The following is a 15,323-nucleotide window of genomic DNA, read 5'->3' on the forward strand; positions in this document are numbered from 1 at the left end:
GGCTCAGACATATCCCAAAAAAAAGGCCCCGTTCATCACGGGGCTGTTTTTTACTTCTTTACAATTTCTTCGAGGAACGCCCGAAACTTGTCAGCGAATTCGGGGCGCTTGAGGGCAAACTCGACGGTTGTTTTCAGAAAATCAAGTTTATTGCCGATGTCGTGGCGTTTGCCTTCAATGCGGTGGGCGTACAAGTTCTCCCGCTTCAGCAATAGCAGCATGGCATCCGTCAATTGAATTTCGTTGTTTTTACCAACCGGCGTTTGTTCCAGCATAGCAAAAATTTCGGGGGTCAGTATATACCGACCGGCAATGGCCAGATTCGACGGGGCTTCACTGACCGACGGCTTTTCGACCAGCGTATCGAGTTCAAAAATCCGGTCGCCCAGCGATTTGCCGCCTACAATACCGTACCGGTTCACCTTATCGTGGGGGACTTCCTCTACGGCAATAACCGAGCCGCCGAACTGCGCATAGGTGTCGATCAATTGCTGGGTAACCGGAATTACCGAGTCCATGATGGTGTCGCCCAGAAGCACGGCAAAGGGTTCATTGCCTACATGGTGACGGGCGTAGCGAATGGCATCGCCCAGGCCGTTCAGTTCCCGCTGACGCACGTAGTGCAGGTTTGCCATGTCGGATAGACGACGCATCTCGTCGAGCAGCAACTGGTCTTCCTTTTCTTCGAGCCGCATTTCGAGTTCGTAGTTGCGGTCGAAGTGGTCTTCAATGGCTCGCTTGCCTTTACCCGTAATGATAAGTATGTCTTCAATGCCCGAATCAACGGCTTCCTGCACCACATACTGAATCGTGGGGCGATCAATAATCGGGAGCATTTCTTTCGGCTGAGCCTTGGTGGCTGGCAAAAACCGGGTTCCAAGTCCGGCAGCGGGGATAACGGCTTTCTTGATCATTTCTGAATGATTGAATGATTGAATGCTTCAATGATTTTTGCGTCAGCTATTCGATCATTGAGGCATTCAATCACTCATAATTAAACTACATAAGGCTTGATAACTCGGGCATTTATTTTTTTCAGTTCGACAAAGAGCCGGTTGAGCATGGCGTCGTCGCGATAAAGACCGATGATTGAACCACCTGAACCCGTAAAGGATGCTGATGCGCCACAGGCACGGGCCGTTTCGATTAAACTACGGTTTCGGTCGGTGATGGTATAAATCTGAGACCGCAAATCGAAATTACGGTTAACCAGGTCGTTCAGTAGCTTGGTATCCTGATTTAGCATGGCCTCCCGACCTTCACGCGCTACGTTGGCAATGGCGCTCATGGTGTCGACCACAATGGGCTCGCCTTTGAGCCACCGCGCCCGAACGTCGTTGTGTACTCGTCCGGATTGTTTGCCCAGATCGGTATTGTAAGCAATGTACAGTTTGGGCAGCAGCCGTGAATCGAGGGGTTCATACTGGCCGTATCCCTGGCGTTCCATCGTTTCGCGCTCGAAATCCATGTACACGCATCCCTCATAACACTGAATAACGCGATCCTGAAGCCCGGCTGTAATGCCCAGTTCTTCTGCTTCGGTAGCCAGTACCAGGTTGGGTAATACCGGCAGTGGAATCTCTACATTATAGAACTGCATAAGCGCTCGAAACGTAGCCACAATAATGGCACTGGAACCGGATAGACCCACCTGCCGGGGGATGGACGTGTTGTAGCGAATCGAAAAATTCTGATTGGGAAGCCGGATATGTTCTGATTCGCAGTATTCCGCAAATTTTTTAACAGCAGCTTTTAAAAGCGGCACTCCTCCGTGGTACCCAAGCATACTCACCGAATCGCGCAAATGGTGCAGACTTCGAAATACGTTGGTATCCTGCGGCTGGGGTTCAATGTGCAGTTCGGGCGACGGGTAAAGCGTAACAGACGCTCCAAAATTCCGGACGGTGATCGCAATGGTTTTACCAAAAAATCCATCGGACGGGTTACCTAGCAGGCCCGCCCGAGCATAAGCGCGGGTTTCGATGAGCAAAACAGTATAGCGAAGCTTATCTCCGCTGGCTAATTGATTAAGCGACAAGTTTACGAAAGAATTGGCATCCTAAAATAGAATGCGTCGTTCACAGGATAATAAAAGAGCGACCGGTTTACTTTCCGGTCGCTCACGTATATTGATTGTTTAAAATAAGTGACTACTTGACATCGTCTTTCTGCACGCTTTCCTTGTCTTTTCCAGTATAACCAACGTTATGCGGATCATATCCTTTGTTCGGGTCATCACCCTCTTCCAGATACGTTGCGTCAGATCGGTGAAGCAAGGCATCATCCGATGGGTTTTCAGCCACTTCGCTCAATTTTTTGGCCGCTTCATCGCTCATCATACGGCCTTTAGGTGCTTCTGAGATGGCATCGGCATCGACGTCCCATTCCTGAGTTCCGCCAAGACTTTCGCCAAGTGGTTCGCCTACCCTGCCTACTCCCGTATTGCTTTCGCGGGTATCGTGGGTCTGGTTCCTGTTCTCGGTATCCATATCCATACCTGACGTTGTGCCGATCTGGTTCGTACCAACCCCTTCCGACTCACGACCATAGTCGGAATCGCCATGCTGGTTAGGGTCTTTCGAATAGAAATCAGGATCGAGTTTGTCGGGATCGAATGGTGATGTAGTTGCCATAGCGTTAAGTGTTATTTTACGCTATAACCCAGAAACAGGGAGTGTTGTTTTTAGTAACTCAGTAAGTCTTTTTAGTCAGTAAGTCAGTAAGCCGCTTACTGACTTACTGACTTTTTCATCTCCGCCAGCAGTTGATCGTTGGTTTGTTGCAGCAGGGCTATCCGCTCGTTCAGTTGAAAGAGCAGGAATTCCATATTCCGCAATCGTTCTTCGGTGGTGATAGCGGCCGAAGGCGAACTCAGCACTTTAAACATCAGTCCTTCGCCCCGCAGCAGCCAGTCGCCATTCACCTGCGGATAGGCTACCAGAATCTTTTCGAGGGTATCGTAACGGGGTTTTAACCGACCGTGTAAAATATGATAAACTTTTTCGCCCCGGTGTTCGCCTAACTGTCTGGCGAATTCAAGAACGCTGATGCCAAGCGAATCAATTAGTTGCTGAAGCCGGAGATGAATGGTCATGACTTACACTTTTCTATGTAAAAATAAACAGGAATGCAGGCTAAATGGGCTGGATGTACTAGAAACGGATTCACCTTTTCCCAAAGTTCCCGCTGGCGACCGATAAATCGGCAAAATAAGCGCCAAAAGCAGCCCTATGAGGAACTTTTTCAGCCTAATGGACTCTAACCAGTTCAGCCTGTTCCGGATGCCTTCAGGGGTATGAATTACTTATAAAATGGGCTTGTTTTTTACACAGTTTTGTGTAACTTTAAGTCAGTAAACACGACCCCTTAAAAAGGCAAAAGGGACCTCAAAATGGGCCCCCTGCTTGAACAGTAAACAACAAATACTAATGAACACACAAAACAAAAGCCAAATCGAGACAATTCAAAGCGGTAGTTCACTTAAACCGTATCAAAAGATTCATGAATTGACCGGCGAAGTTGTAAATAGATATAAATATCTGGAAGGACACCCCCGACAATATCGGTTCGACGCGAAGGAAGGTGTCTTCAATATCAACGGGAACGAAAAGCTTGGTCGGACGCTCACGTTTCAGCCAATTGCCTGGCGGATTTTTACGGATAATATTCTGAATATGGGTACCAAAAACTGGGCAGAAATTTTCTTTATCGACGAGAAAAACTGTGTATCAGCGGTGCTTTTTCACGGTTACTCGGTCGACAATATTTTCCGGCTCATCGAACCGCTTTATTACGATGACCTGACGCTGGCCGACGTAGTGATTACGGCCGTAGCCGAGAAAAAAGAGAATAACAAGATTCAGCCCAAAGGGGTGTATTACATCGCCAACTTCACCTACAAAATGGCTGATGTTGAAAAAACAAAGGAGTTGAAACAGTTTGCGCAGGAGGTTAAGGTTTTTCGGCAGGAAACCCTGACGGACATTGCTAACATCAAAACGGCTATGAACTACTATAATCCTTTTGCCAACCCTGTAGATGAGCCTGTTTTACTGGCCGCCGGATAATTTCATCCTTATTCTGTTCGCTTATGATTTCTCAATTGCTGACAACGGCACAACAGCCACTCTTTACACTGGGTGGCGATACACTGGGTGACGACTACCGGGCGCTGCCCAGGATATCGAATTCGGATTTGACCCGGCTCAAGGAAGAACATCTGGGATACTGGTCGGTGCCCTCGGCCCGGTTTATTCCCGAAAAAGCCAAGGCATTTGGCCGGGCGTTTCACCAGCACCTGCTCGAACCCGAAACGGTGGGCACCGTACTGGCGCAATTGCTGCCTGATCTGGTTGACCCCTCGGGCCGTCCGGAACTTAATACGTTGGCCCCCGCTCAGGAAAAGCAGTTACAGACCCTGATGCAAACCATTCGGCAGGACGCTTTTTGTCGGCGTTATCTACGAATTTCGGAGCGGGAACGGATTGTACTGTCGACAGAACCAACAACCGGCGTGGCCTGCAAAGCCCGTCTGGATATGGTGTACACAAGTCCCAAGCGTCGGAATGCGCTTATTATTGACTTAAAAACAACGTCGGCCCGCACACAGGCGCAGTTTCTGGAATCCTGCTACACGTACGACTACGACCGGCAGGCAGCTTTTTACCTGGACAGTCTGCGTCATGCCGACAGTCGGGAATGGCACACAACGAAGCAATTTCGATTTGTGTTTGTTGGTATCATGAAGCAAAGCCCTTATCGCCTGTTTGCCGTTGACGCCACGTCGATTCCGGGATTTATCGACTACGGCCGGAAGAAATACCGCTTCTGGCTCCGAAAATGGCGGGATGAGCAGGTTGCGGAGCAGCCAATGGCTCCTGCCTGGAGTATGATTGCCTAAATCAACAATCGTTATGAACGCTTCCATTATAACCCTTACCCCTGCCGAACTCCACTTTGACTGGGGTACCGATGGGCTGGTACTGTGGATTGAAGAACTGGACGGCGCCGATAGTCTGGCGGGTCAGATGAGTGAGGTAATGGATCGCATTGCCTTTGCTATTGAACTCCAAACGGGCTGGGACCATCGGACAGACGGCAACACCCTGCATCCGCTTTATGGCTACCGGTTGCTGCTGCGGGATGCGTCGGGCCTGTGGAACGCCATCCAAACCAACGAAACCGGCCACTTCGTCGGCCTTACCCCCCTCCAGGAAATGGACTACGAAATAGCGTATGACAAGGTGATGTGGGTTGAGTGAGGTTGGCTGAGTTATAAGTTTTTAAGTAGTAAGTGGCTGTCGCGAAACAACTCGTGCGACAGCCACTTAGTAGTTTAACGTGAATTTGGAATGACTCATGGTATGCATTTTACGGTATCGTTACTGGTTTACCTGTCTTCTGCAAAAAAAATTAAACATAAAGCCCTGCCTAACTATACTTTAAACACCAAAATACATATAATTGCTCTATAATCATGAGCAATGAGAAATAGAGTTTCAAAAATAAAAAACGGTAAAAATCCTGTTGTTGGTACGGATTTTACACGGCAACAGAGTGACCCCTTCCAGTTAAAAAGTGGCCCCGCTAAATCTGCTGCTCAACTGAAGGTTCAGGACATGGTCAACACCAGCCCTCGCCTTCAACAGCTAAAAGCTGCCAAACAGGTAGTAGCCACAAGTCCGGTACAACGGAAAAGGGCTCAAAATCCAGTCGGGCCGCAACCCGTTGTCCAGCGAACTATTTGGCGGTATACGGGTTCGGCCTGGCAAAAAGAATACCCCGATGATGGTAATACAACACATGCTTCACCAGAAGATTATTGTACCGCTGAGGGCATCACGCCAGATAAAAACGACAAGTATAGTCAAGCTTCAGGCGATTATTATTCTTTTGGCGAAAAGTGGAGTAGTTCAATGGATCGGGCTACTTCAAGGAAACGGCCCAAGAACTATGGTCGTAGCCATTTCGATGAGGAACGTGCCTCTACTGCGTATGGTTATCTGAAGCCGCCTGTAGATGGAAAGCGGCAAAGAACGGATCAGGGACCCCATCTACTCGCTCACGCATTCAAGCGCTCCGTATTTGACGTGGGAATAGAAATGGGCTTCGATCCTCAAACACTTTTGGATAGTAAGCTTGCTCCGAAACCAAGAAAAGCGTTAACCCTCTTGAGAGAAATGATAGCCGCCAGGGGCTTAGTAGTAGAAAAGAACTATATACGTGAGTGGTACTACACTTACAAAAAGGCTTATGAAACATTCGAAAAACAAGGAAAAGGCTGGAAAAAAGAAATGAAAAAAGTACTGGAAGCACATCCCTTAACGGTCTACAGAGTTGGAGAAGTAGCCACGGCTAAAGAACTTGAAGGTAAAGGTGAAAAGTGCAACAAAGCGTTGGAAGATCTTAAAAAGCTTCTGGAAACCGATCGAAGTACGGGGCTTCCGGTTGGTTTGGTAACCGTTGACGCTGGTTATGTGGGTGAGGGCTGGGATGATGGTGATCAGTATCGTGAGGATTTTATCTATAATTATGCAAAAATAGCCATAGGCGCACCGCCTTCCCCTAACCCGTACGTATCTGCGCCCTCCAGCCCCGTTCGAGATGATGAGGACGACGACGAATTAATCTGAACTGAGCATCCACCTGCACAACGCTCACGGGCGAACCTTCCTGCGAACAAACGTTCGAATCGTCTGCATTCGCGCGGCCAGTTCTTTGGGCCACTCCTGCGGCCCGCCCGACTCGGCGCGCTCGTTTCTTTCGTCGTGATAAGGCCGGCATCAATGCCTTTCTGCTGACCGGGGGCTGGTACCTGGGGCGCCGGTAGCGAGTTGGGTGAGGTTTTGTCGGGTGATAAGTTGTATGTGGTCCCGTGCAACCTTTCTCCGCCAGTCTGCATCTTTCATGAAAAGTCACCTGAAATTCCAGAAACACATGAAAGCTATTCTCCTCCCACTGCTGTTCGCCCTTGCGGCTCTGGCTCCTGCGCTGGCCCAGAAAACCATTGACGCTAAAGATATTATCGACAAAATAAACCGGAAAGAAAGTGTCTCCTATCAGGATGCTACCATTCGTGGCGACATCGACCTGACTAACTTAGCCAACCGGAAAGAGTCACGGGAAGGCAACTGGGGCGATTCGCGTCAGTATCTGAGTGTGGTTGAAGCACCATTATCGTTTAAGAACTGCACCTTTACGGGCAAAGTACTGGCCTACCGGACAGAAGATCAGGACCGGCGGCTTATCAAGGTAAGCAACATCGTTTATAATACAGACTTCGCCGAAGCCGTTACCTTCGACGGCTGCCAGTTTGAAGACGATGCGGCCTTTAAATACTCGTTGTTCAGCCAGCGGGCTATTTTTACCAACAACACCTTCCGGAATGGGGCGCTGTTCAAATACACCAAATTTCGTAACGAAGCCGATTTTGCCGGCTCTACCTTCCGCGACTACGCCGACTTCAAGTACACCAAATTCGATGAGTCGTCGTCGTTCAGAAAAGTAGCTTTTGAGCGGTACGCCGATTTTAAGTACACAAAGTTCGATGAGCGTGTGGATTTCAGTCAGGCTCGCTTCAACAGCACCGCCGATTTCAAATACACACACCTGCCCCGTGGTACAAATTTCGACGATACCCGGTTTAGCGGCTCTACCGACTTTAAATACACTACCCTCGACGGACGCAAGTTCTCGCCGAACGGTAGGTAACTGTTTACCAGACCTATAAGGTTTTCAAAACCTTATAGGTCTATTATTGAGTTTATCAAAACGTTATACCAACCACTCAACGTTTTGAAACGAGCTACTAAAATTTTCATTGCGCTTGTCGTTCTATTGATCATTGCCCGCCTGTTGCTGCCTTACTTTGTGCTACGGTATGTCAACAAGACACTGGCCGACATGGGAAGTTATACGGGCCATGTCGAAGATATTAATATTCAGCTCATTCGGGGTGCTTATCAGATTGACGGGCTGCGTATCCGCAAGGTTAATGGCAAGCTAAAAGAGCCGTTTATCTACATTCCTAAAACCGATTTATCCGTCGAGTGGAAGTCGCTGTTCAAGGGGAAACTGGTCAGTGAAGTGGAATGCTACGAACCCGAAGTGAATTTTGCATTCAGCGAAAGCGAAGCCAGCAGCCAGACCGGGGCCGACGTAGACTGGACCGCTTACTTAAAAAAGTTGCTGCCCATCAGCATCAACCGTTTCGCGGTATTCAATGGCCGGGTCGATCTGACGAGCCTGATTACGCAGCCCCGCGCCGATCTGTCCATTCAAAAATTACAGGGCGAAATCCGGAACATCCGGAATGTTGAAGATCAGAACAAGAAACTCCCCTCGCCGGTTGTGGCGTCGGGCGATGTCCCGGGCTACGGCGGCACCATGAATTTTTCGGCAAATATGAATCTGCTGAAAGAGATGCCCGATTTCGACTATAACCTCCGATTCAGCGATCTTCAACTGGTAAAACTCAACCCGCTGGCAAAGGAGTATGCCAATCTTGACTTCGAGCGGGGAACAGTTAGTGTGTACAGTGAGATGGCGATGCTCAATGGCAAGCTGAATGGCTACCTCAAGCCCCTCACCAAGGGGATGCAGATTTTTAAGCTCAACGAGCACGAAGGGCGTTCGGTGGGGCGCTTCTTTACCGAACTATTGGCCCAAGGTGGAACCGCCATCCTTAAAAACCAGAAACACGATCAGGTAGCCACTCGTGTGCCGCTGAGTGGCACAGTCGATAACATTGAAACGTTTGTCTGGCCAACTATTTTTGGCGTATTACGCAATGCGTATATCGAAGCTTTTAAAGGAGAGTTCGACAACAACATCACCCTGAGCGACGCGCTCAAAAATGTAAAGGAAGATTTTAAAGAGAAACGGGCGGAACGGAAGGCCAAACGGAAAGAGAAACGAGCCGAGCGAAAAGCTGAACGCAAAGCAAAACGGGCCAAGCGAAAGGCCGAACGCGAGAAAAAGTAGTACCGACTAGGATGGTTGGTACCTATACTAACGTGAATACGGGCCGAAAAACAAGTTGTTTAAGCCCGCATTCACGTTATATTACTATTGATTTTTTCTTCTGTCAATTAGGGTATCCTTCCGGGCGCCGGAGTCGGTTCGGCGCGGTGCGTAACGGTTTCGGGTCTTTTGAACACCCGCGTCCTTTTCCATCTTGTAGGACGGAATCGCATTGTCTTTGCTTTCCATATTATCCTTGTGCGATGGCGGAGGAATGGGTTTGTTCGATCGCGCGGATGCGGTCGACATGGCTTTGGGTTTGGTCGCATTCGCCGTCGTCGATTTCGGTGAACTCGATCCTGCTGTTGATCCTTTGGGTGTTGTCTGAGCCATTGCCGTCGTGGCCAACAGCATGACACCTATCACTAGTTTCATCATAACGTTTTGTTGAGTTTTCATTGAACATGCTATACCGATAACTACCGCCGAACGCTATCAACCTTGGTAGCTCCTCCCCGCCGTAGCGAATCGGGTGGCAGCCGCCGTTGCTTCCGGTTTTTAGGTAAGGTCGAGTCCATACCCGCTGCCATCTTAGCCCGCTGCTGCCGATTCATTTTAACCTTCGGCTGCGCCGGATTCGCCTGTCGCGTATCGGTCGTTGAGGTCGACTGCTGCATTGTAGGCGACTGATTACTTTGTGCATAGGCTCCTGTACTCAGAGCCACAGCCAGTAAGCCAAACAAGAACCGTTTCATAATCTCGTTGAGTTTGTATGCCTTTGTAACGACCTGAGCCGACAATTGGTTATACCTATGTCGGGTTAATGAGTAAGTGAGCCCGTTCAGCAACGTCATTGGCCATACAGGTCGTTGTTAGTAAAGGAGTTACCGATTGATTATGGAATTTCGCCGGTTTCTGCATCTACCGGATAAGCAGTCCAGCAAAGTATGTTTCTTAAACTGTTTCGTAAGTCCCGGCCCGGCCCGGAACGTTCCCGCAACGACCCGGCAGATTATATTACTACCTACCGCACTACCGGCGATCTGGCGGTGCTGGGTGAACTCTATGAGCAGTATATGGATCTGGTGTATGCCGTTTGTTTCAATTACCTGCGCGATGAGGACGAAGCCAAGGATGCCGTCATGAACCTGTTTGAACAACTGGTGACCGACCTTCGCAAACACGACGTACAACAGTTTGGGCCGTGGCTTCATAGTGTAGCGCGTAATTACTGCCTAATGCAACTGCGAAAAAAACAGGCTCATCCTAAAGCCACATTGGTGAACGGTAACGGGGCCGACCTGGACGACGAGCCGGTTATGCGGCTTCCGGCCGATGACGAAGACCGAGCGGAACTGGAAGAAGACCTGACCCTGATGGAAACCTGTCTGCAAACACTACCTTCAGAGCAGCAAACCTGTCTGAGATTGTTTTACCTGGAACGAAAAACCTATACCGAAGTGGCCGACCTGACTGGTTACGACTTAAAACAGGTGAAAAGTTATTTGCAAAATGGGCGTCGGAAGTTGAAAATTTGTATGAGTAAGTAAGGAACAATGATCGATCAACTAACTTTTGATGAGTTACGGGCCTACCAGTCTGGGCAGTTAAACGGCCCGGCACGTTACCGGGTGGAGCGACTGCTGCTCGAAAACCCGTTTTATGCCGATGCACTGGCGGGGCTGGAAGCCATGCAGCAGGGTACCGCCCAGCCTACAGCCGAGCAACTGGCCGGGCTGCGGGATGCGCTTCACGAGCGTATTCACGCATCGGCAAATCAGAAGCGACTCTGGCCGCTCTGGATCGCTACCACCACGGCCGCCATTCTGTTCATGCTGGCAATGGCTATTTACTTCATCTTTTTTGCACCGAAGCACCCGCCAAAGCCTAAACTAAAGCCCACAAATCCAGTAACCACTAGCCTGCCCTCAACAACAGCCAGTTGGTATTATATGTCCTGATGAGTTTATTCACTGGTACATGTTTCGGTCGAATTGAAGGCAAAAAGTGCATAAAAAACCGGCCATTCGGTCAATTGGCTAAAACATTTACAAAACCCTGCACGTTAACGGGACATATCAACTTATTGTATAGTCTATGTTTCGCGCAAATTCACTACGTGCTATCACCCTATCGTTTATCTTAGTTACTGGCTGTTTATCAGGCAGTTTTGCCCAGCAACGGTTTAGTGCGGGGCCACGCGTTGGCTTAAATTTATCCACATTTGGCATGGACGCCAGAGACTACACCATGAAGCCCGGTGTAACTGCCGGAGCCTTTCTGATGTACAGTTCGTTAAATCATTTTGGCATTTCGGGTGATATTCTTTACTCGCAAATGGGTGCTAAGCACAAAGACCCAAACAGCAATCCGGTAAACTCCTACACACAGCATATCAATTACCTAGAAATCCCGGTTGCGCTGCGGTATTTCCTAACGCTGAACGGCAATTTTCGCCCCAACGTATTCTTTGGCCCGTCGCTCGGTTTTAAGCTGAATGCTAAACGGACTGATATCCTTGAGAGAGGCATCAGCCAGGCGGACCGCGACAATACCGATGCCTACCGCGCTATGGATCTAGGCCTTATCGCTGGTTTTCAGCTTAACTTCAAAGGCTTGGGCGAGCGTCAGCGGTTTCTGATCGACGCCCGCTACCGCTACGGTCTGAGCGACATTACCCTCAATGACGGTCAGAATATAAACAACTCAACCGTTACACTAACCCTAGGCTACGGTTTTGGTGTTGGTCCCGAATACCGCAGCCGCTACCGCCGGTAGTTGGTTCGCGCCTTTACGCAAGTGTCCTCGCTATTCTTTTAATGAAATAGCGAGGACACTTTTTTGTATTTTTGGCCTATCACGACCCAATTCACTTGCTCATGCCCTTCTGTCGGTCTGTTTTTTTTAGTTTAGTTAGCGTTTTTCTGTCCGTAACGACCTTTGCGCAAACAACATCGCCCTCCTTCCTTAAACTCAATGCCCGCCAGGCTTGCTGGGCCGATTCGGTGTTTACGAACATGGCCCCCGGCGACCGTATTGCCCAGCTGATTATGGTGGCCGGGTACTCGAACCGGAAACCGGCCTATGAAGATTCGCTGATACGGCTTGTTCAGACTAATAAACTCGGTGGCGTCGTCATGTTTCAGGGCGGGCCCGTTCGACAGGCACAGCTTACCAATCGGTTACAGGCCGGTTCGCCCGTTCCGCTCCTCATTGCGATGGACGCCGAATGGGGCATTGCCATGCGTCTGGACAGTACCGTTCGCTACCCCTATCAGATGACCCTCGGCGCCATGCAGGGGGCCGCTTCCGATTCGCTCATCTACCAGATGGGCGCCAACCTGGCTAAACAGGCGCGTAGACTGGGGATGCACGTGAACTTTGCCCCTTCGGTCGATGTCAACAACAACCCAAACAACCCCGTCATCAACTTCCGCTCGTTCGGCGAAGACAAATACGCAGTTGCCCGCAAAGCCCTGGCCTACATGCGCGGCATGCAGGATAACCAACTGCTAACCAGCATTAAGCACTTTCCCGGCCACGGCGACACCGGCACCGACTCCCATTACGACTTACCCCTGATTGCTAAAAGCCGGGCACAGCTCGACTCGCTCGAACTGTATCCGTTCCGGGAGTTGATCAGGGCGGGCGCTACGGGCGTGATGATCGCGCACCTCAACATTCCTTCGCTCGATACCACCCGAAATCGCCCCTCAACGCTCTCGCCTGCCATTGTTACCAACCTTCTTAAGAATGAATTGGGCTTCAAAGGGCTGGTCTTTTCGGATGCCATGAATATGAAGGCCGTAACCAAATTCTACCCGTCCGGCAAAGCCGATGAACTGGGTCTGGAAGCGGGAATGGACGTACTCGAATTTACCGAAGATGTTCCGGCAGCATTGGCGCAGGTTAAACAGGCCATTATTGACGGACGAATTACGCAGGCCTCCATCGACGCCCGCTGCCTGAAAGTAATCCAGGCAAAAGCGTGGGCCGGATTGGACAATTACAAACCCATTGTAATGGAGAACCTGGTCGAAGACCTGAACCCGGTTCAGGACGAGCTACTCAACCGCAAGCTCACCGAACGTAGCCTGACGGTGCTGAAGAACGACCGGAATGTACTTCCGCTACAGGACCTGGACACACTCCGGATTGCGTCAGTAGCTGTGGAGAGCGACAAGATCACGGCGTTCCAGCAGATGGCGTCCAACTACACCCAAATCGACCATTTCAACGTAACCTCCAAATCGGCCGATTCGACCTGGGCGCAGATCCGCGATTCGCTCAGCAACTACAACCTGATTCTGGTCGATGTTCACCTGAACAATATCCGCCCCGCCGTTAAATACGGTCTGCAACCCAAAACGGCGGGCATCGTTGGCGAACTGGTAGCTACCGGTAAAGCGGTCGTTACGGTGTTCGGCAATGTGTATGCGCTGGACAAACTGACCTTTCCGATGGATACCGCTCAGCCCAGCCGCAACATCGAACAGGCGCGGGCCATTGTCATGCCGTACCAGCTGACACCCTATACTGAAGAACTGTCGGCTCAGTTGATTTTCGGGGCCATTGGTGCCTCCGGAAAATTACCCGTTACGGTCAACCAGCGGTTCCGGCTGGGTGATGGACTGCCCGTTCGAGCCATTGGTCGGATGAAATATACCATTCCGGAAGAGGTGGGTATCAGCAGCAAGTTTCTCACCCAACAGGTCGACTCGCTGGTAAACGTGGGCATCAGCCAGGGCGCTTTCCCGGGTTGCGTGGTGCAGATGGCGAAAGATGGCAAGGTGATTTTCCGGAAAGCCTACGGCAAGCACACCTACGATGCTTCGCTGGGAGCCGAACCCCTGCCAGTACAGCTCGATGATTTGTATGACATGGCCTCGGTAACAAAGGTGAGTACCTCCACCCCTGCCCTCATGCACCTGGTCGACGACGGCAAGTTCAACCTGAACGGTAAAATGGCCGATTACCTGCCCGGTTTCAAGAAATCCAACAAAGCCGATCTGCTCTGGCGCGATGTGCTGACACATCAGGCCCGACTGAGAGCCTGGATACCGTTCTGGATGGACACCAAAAACCCGGATGGCTCCTGGAAACCCAAAACCTTTCAGAAAGAACGTTCTGGCCGGTACCCCATTGAGGTGACCGACAGCCTGTTTGAGTTCAAAAACTATCCGAAAACGATTTTCGAGCAGATCAGAGACTCCCCACTGAACGCGAAAAAGGAATATGTCTACTCCGACCTTTCGTTTATTCTGTACCCCCAGATCGTGAAACGACTGACCGGCGAGAACTTCGAAGACTATCTCAAAAAGACCTTCTACAAGCCCCTTGGCGCGAGTACACTTACCTTCCTGCCCCGCCGGTTCTATCCGCTCACCCGGATCGTTCCTACCGAGTACGATTCGCTGTTCCGCAAAACGCTCATCTGGGGGCGTGTGCACGATGAGGGCGCGGCTATGTTAGGCGGCTTATCGGGGCACGCAGGACTATTCGGCAATGCCAATGATTTGATGAAAGTCTACGAGATGTATCGCCAGAAAGGAAGCTATGGTGGTCAGCGGTTTATTTCCGAAAAGACCATTGCCGAGTTTACCCGGTACCAATTTCCAGAGCTGGGCAACCGGCGAGGGCTTGGTTTCGACAAACCGTCGTTTGCCTACACAGGCAATGCGCCTAAGTCAGCTACGAAAGATAGTTATGGGCATTCGGGCTATACCGGCACGTTTGTCTGGGTTGAACCCGACCCAGCCTATAATTTAACATACATATTTTTGTGCAACCGCGTTTATCCTACGAGAAATAACCCTAAACTTGGCAATCTAAATACCCGCACCAACATTGTCGAAGCATTGTATCAGGCAACCAAACGTGGACTGTGATGAAAGAGTATCTGACTCAGTTACTGGATTATGAACTTTGGGCCAACCAGCGGGTTATCGAAGCGCTCGACACCCTCCGCAATCCACCGTCGCGGGCGGTGGCCGTTATGGGACACATTTTGTCGGCGCAACACGTTTGGTTCGGCCGGATAATCCATGAATACGCCTTTGTAGCCATCTGGGAAGACATTCCAGTGAGCTGGATGATCGAAACCGCCGAGCGTCAGCACCGCCAGATTACTGGCTATGTATCGACCCTCAACGAAGCGGAGGTTACCAAATTGATTGAGTATGCTAATTCCCAAGAGGTTACCTATCAGAGTTCCCTGCTTGAGATACTCACCCACATGAGCCACCACGCGGCCTACCACCGGGGGCAGGTGGTGCAGCTCATCCGGCCCATGCTTAAGGAAGCCCCCGTCACCGATTTTATTGTCTGGCTGCGTTCGTCAAAGGGGGTGTAACTCCACCGTT

General features: G+C 50.3%; 17 protein-coding genes. 11 read left to right on the forward strand and 6 right to left on the reverse strand.

The window, feature by feature from the left end; genetic code table 11:
* Window positions 1-50: 50 nt before the first annotated feature.
* From galU to NT073_RS32155, 4 genes are all read right to left on the reverse strand, one after another.
* Window positions 51-914 carry a UTP--glucose-1-phosphate uridylyltransferase GalU gene (gene galU, locus NT073_RS32140; protein WP_297382279.1) on the reverse strand — a complete coding sequence of 288 codons (864 nt, stop codon included), beginning with the start codon at window positions 912-914 and terminating at the stop codon, window positions 51-53.
* 80 nt (window positions 915-994) lie between these two features.
* Window positions 995-1,990, reverse strand: coding sequence for a GHMP kinase (locus NT073_RS32145; RefSeq protein WP_297382669.1), 996 nt, complete (start codon window positions 1,988-1,990; stop codon window positions 995-997).
* A gap of 160 nt (window positions 1,991-2,150) precedes the next feature.
* Window positions 2,151-2,633, reverse strand: coding sequence for a hypothetical protein (locus tag NT073_RS32150; RefSeq protein WP_297382281.1), 483 nt, complete (start codon window positions 2,631-2,633; stop codon window positions 2,151-2,153).
* 95 nt (window positions 2,634-2,728) lie between these two features.
* On the reverse strand, window positions 2,729-3,094 hold the full coding sequence (locus NT073_RS32155) for an XRE family transcriptional regulator (RefSeq protein ID WP_297382283.1): 366 nt from the start codon (window positions 3,092-3,094) through the stop codon (window positions 2,729-2,731).
* A gap of 334 nt (window positions 3,095-3,428) precedes the next feature.
* Here NT073_RS32155 and NT073_RS32160 point away from each other — a divergent pair, with 334 nt between their 5' ends.
* The 6 genes from NT073_RS32160 (at window position 3,429) to NT073_RS32185 (ending at window position 8,982) form a co-directional block, all read left to right on the forward strand.
* Window positions 3,429-4,067: a hypothetical protein gene (locus tag NT073_RS32160; protein WP_297382285.1), complete on the forward strand. Its 639-nt coding sequence runs from the start codon at window positions 3,429-3,431 to the stop codon at window positions 4,065-4,067.
* Window positions 4,068-4,090: 23 nt separating this feature from the next.
* Window positions 4,091-4,900: a PD-(D/E)XK nuclease-like domain-containing protein gene (locus NT073_RS32165; protein ID WP_297382287.1), complete on the forward strand. Its 810-nt coding sequence runs from the start codon at window positions 4,091-4,093 to the stop codon at window positions 4,898-4,900.
* Window positions 4,901-4,913: 13 nt separating this feature from the next.
* Window positions 4,914-5,261, forward strand: a complete 348-nt coding sequence (locus NT073_RS32170; RefSeq protein WP_297382288.1) for a hypothetical protein — start codon at window positions 4,914-4,916, stop codon at window positions 5,259-5,261.
* A gap of 222 nt (window positions 5,262-5,483) precedes the next feature.
* Entirely contained in the window at window positions 5,484-6,632 is a 1,149-nt protein-coding gene (locus tag NT073_RS32175; protein ID WP_297382289.1) for a hypothetical protein, read from the forward strand.
* Window positions 6,633-6,936: 304 nt separating this feature from the next.
* A complete protein-coding gene (locus tag NT073_RS32180; RefSeq protein WP_297382291.1) occupies window positions 6,937-7,710 on the forward strand; it encodes a pentapeptide repeat-containing protein in 774 nt (257 codons plus the stop codon).
* A gap of 84 nt (window positions 7,711-7,794) precedes the next feature.
* Complete coding sequence (locus tag NT073_RS32185) at window positions 7,795-8,982, forward strand: DUF748 domain-containing protein (RefSeq protein WP_297382292.1); 1,188 nt, start codon at window positions 7,795-7,797, stop codon at window positions 8,980-8,982.
* An 84-nt stretch (window positions 8,983-9,066) separates the two neighbouring features.
* On the opposite strand, the gene NT073_RS32190 is transcribed toward NT073_RS32185, so the two are convergent.
* Both NT073_RS32190 and NT073_RS32195 read right to left on the reverse strand, forming a co-directional pair.
* Window positions 9,067-9,399, reverse strand: a complete 333-nt coding sequence (locus NT073_RS32190; protein WP_297382295.1) for a hypothetical protein — start codon at window positions 9,397-9,399, stop codon at window positions 9,067-9,069.
* Between the two features lie 41 nt (window positions 9,400-9,440).
* Complete coding sequence (locus NT073_RS32195; protein ID WP_297382296.1) at window positions 9,441-9,716, reverse strand: hypothetical protein; 276 nt, start codon at window positions 9,714-9,716, stop codon at window positions 9,441-9,443.
* A gap of 192 nt (window positions 9,717-9,908) precedes the next feature.
* On the opposite strand from NT073_RS32195, the gene NT073_RS32200 reads away from it, so the two are divergent.
* The 5 genes from NT073_RS32200 (at window position 9,909) to NT073_RS32220 (ending at window position 15,313) form a co-directional block, all read left to right on the forward strand.
* Complete coding sequence (locus tag NT073_RS32200; protein ID WP_297382297.1) at window positions 9,909-10,511, forward strand: sigma-70 family RNA polymerase sigma factor; 603 nt, start codon at window positions 9,909-9,911, stop codon at window positions 10,509-10,511.
* Window positions 10,512-10,517: 6 nt separating this feature from the next.
* On the forward strand, window positions 10,518-10,922 hold the full coding sequence (locus NT073_RS32205) for a hypothetical protein (RefSeq protein ID WP_297382299.1): 405 nt from the start codon (window positions 10,518-10,520) through the stop codon (window positions 10,920-10,922).
* 136 nt (window positions 10,923-11,058) lie between these two features.
* Complete coding sequence (locus tag NT073_RS32210) at window positions 11,059-11,739, forward strand: porin family protein (protein WP_297382301.1); 681 nt, start codon at window positions 11,059-11,061, stop codon at window positions 11,737-11,739.
* Between the two features lie 101 nt (window positions 11,740-11,840).
* The gene (locus tag NT073_RS32215; protein ID WP_297382303.1) at window positions 11,841-14,849 is read left to right on the forward strand and encodes a glycoside hydrolase family 3 N-terminal domain-containing protein; all 3,009 of its coding nucleotides are present in this window, start codon (window positions 11,841-11,843) and stop codon (window positions 14,847-14,849) included.
* A complete protein-coding gene (locus NT073_RS32220) occupies window positions 14,849-15,313 on the forward strand; it encodes a DinB family protein (RefSeq protein ID WP_297382305.1) in 465 nt (154 codons plus the stop codon). Before NT073_RS32215 ends, NT073_RS32220 begins: the two co-directional genes overlap by 1 nt.
* Window positions 15,314-15,323 lie beyond the last annotated feature (10 nt).

Origin of the sequence: Spirosoma sp., assembly GCF_026391055.1 — a bacterium.
Classification (GTDB): domain Bacteria; phylum Bacteroidota; class Bacteroidia; order Cytophagales; family Spirosomataceae; genus Spirosoma.

Excerpts from the sequence above, each read along its gene's own strand:
- galU (WP_297382279.1), bottom strand. The coding sequence starts at position 914 with ATGATCAAGAAAGCCGTTATCCCCGCTGCCGGACTTGGAACCCGGTTT.
- NT073_RS32150 (WP_297382281.1), bottom strand. The coding sequence starts at position 2,633 with ATGGCAACTACATCACCATTCGATCCCGACAAACTCGATCCTGATTTC.
- NT073_RS32155 (WP_297382283.1), bottom strand. The coding sequence starts at position 3,094 with ATGACCATTCATCTCCGGCTTCAGCAACTAATTGATTCGCTTGGCATC.
- NT073_RS32160 (WP_297382285.1), top strand. The coding sequence starts at position 3,429 with ATGAACACACAAAACAAAAGCCAAATCGAGACAATTCAAAGCGGTAGT.
- NT073_RS32165 (WP_297382287.1), top strand. The coding sequence starts at position 4,091 with ATGATTTCTCAATTGCTGACAACGGCACAACAGCCACTCTTTACACTG.
- NT073_RS32170 (WP_297382288.1), top strand. The coding sequence starts at position 4,914 with ATGAACGCTTCCATTATAACCCTTACCCCTGCCGAACTCCACTTTGAC.
- NT073_RS32175 (WP_297382289.1), top strand. The coding sequence starts at position 5,484 with ATGAGAAATAGAGTTTCAAAAATAAAAAACGGTAAAAATCCTGTTGTT.
- NT073_RS32180 (WP_297382291.1), top strand. The coding sequence starts at position 6,937 with ATGAAAGCTATTCTCCTCCCACTGCTGTTCGCCCTTGCGGCTCTGGCT.
- NT073_RS32190 (WP_297382295.1), bottom strand. The coding sequence starts at position 9,399 with ATGATGAAACTAGTGATAGGTGTCATGCTGTTGGCCACGACGGCAATG.
- NT073_RS32195 (WP_297382296.1), bottom strand. The coding sequence starts at position 9,716 with ATGAAACGGTTCTTGTTTGGCTTACTGGCTGTGGCTCTGAGTACAGGA.
- NT073_RS32200 (WP_297382297.1), top strand. The coding sequence starts at position 9,909 with ATGTTTCTTAAACTGTTTCGTAAGTCCCGGCCCGGCCCGGAACGTTCC.
- NT073_RS32205 (WP_297382299.1), top strand. The coding sequence starts at position 10,518 with ATGATCGATCAACTAACTTTTGATGAGTTACGGGCCTACCAGTCTGGG.
- NT073_RS32210 (WP_297382301.1), top strand. The coding sequence starts at position 11,059 with ATGTTTCGCGCAAATTCACTACGTGCTATCACCCTATCGTTTATCTTA.
- NT073_RS32215 (WP_297382303.1), top strand. The coding sequence starts at position 11,841 with ATGCCCTTCTGTCGGTCTGTTTTTTTTAGTTTAGTTAGCGTTTTTCTG.
- NT073_RS32220 (WP_297382305.1), top strand. The coding sequence starts at position 14,849 with ATGAAAGAGTATCTGACTCAGTTACTGGATTATGAACTTTGGGCCAAC.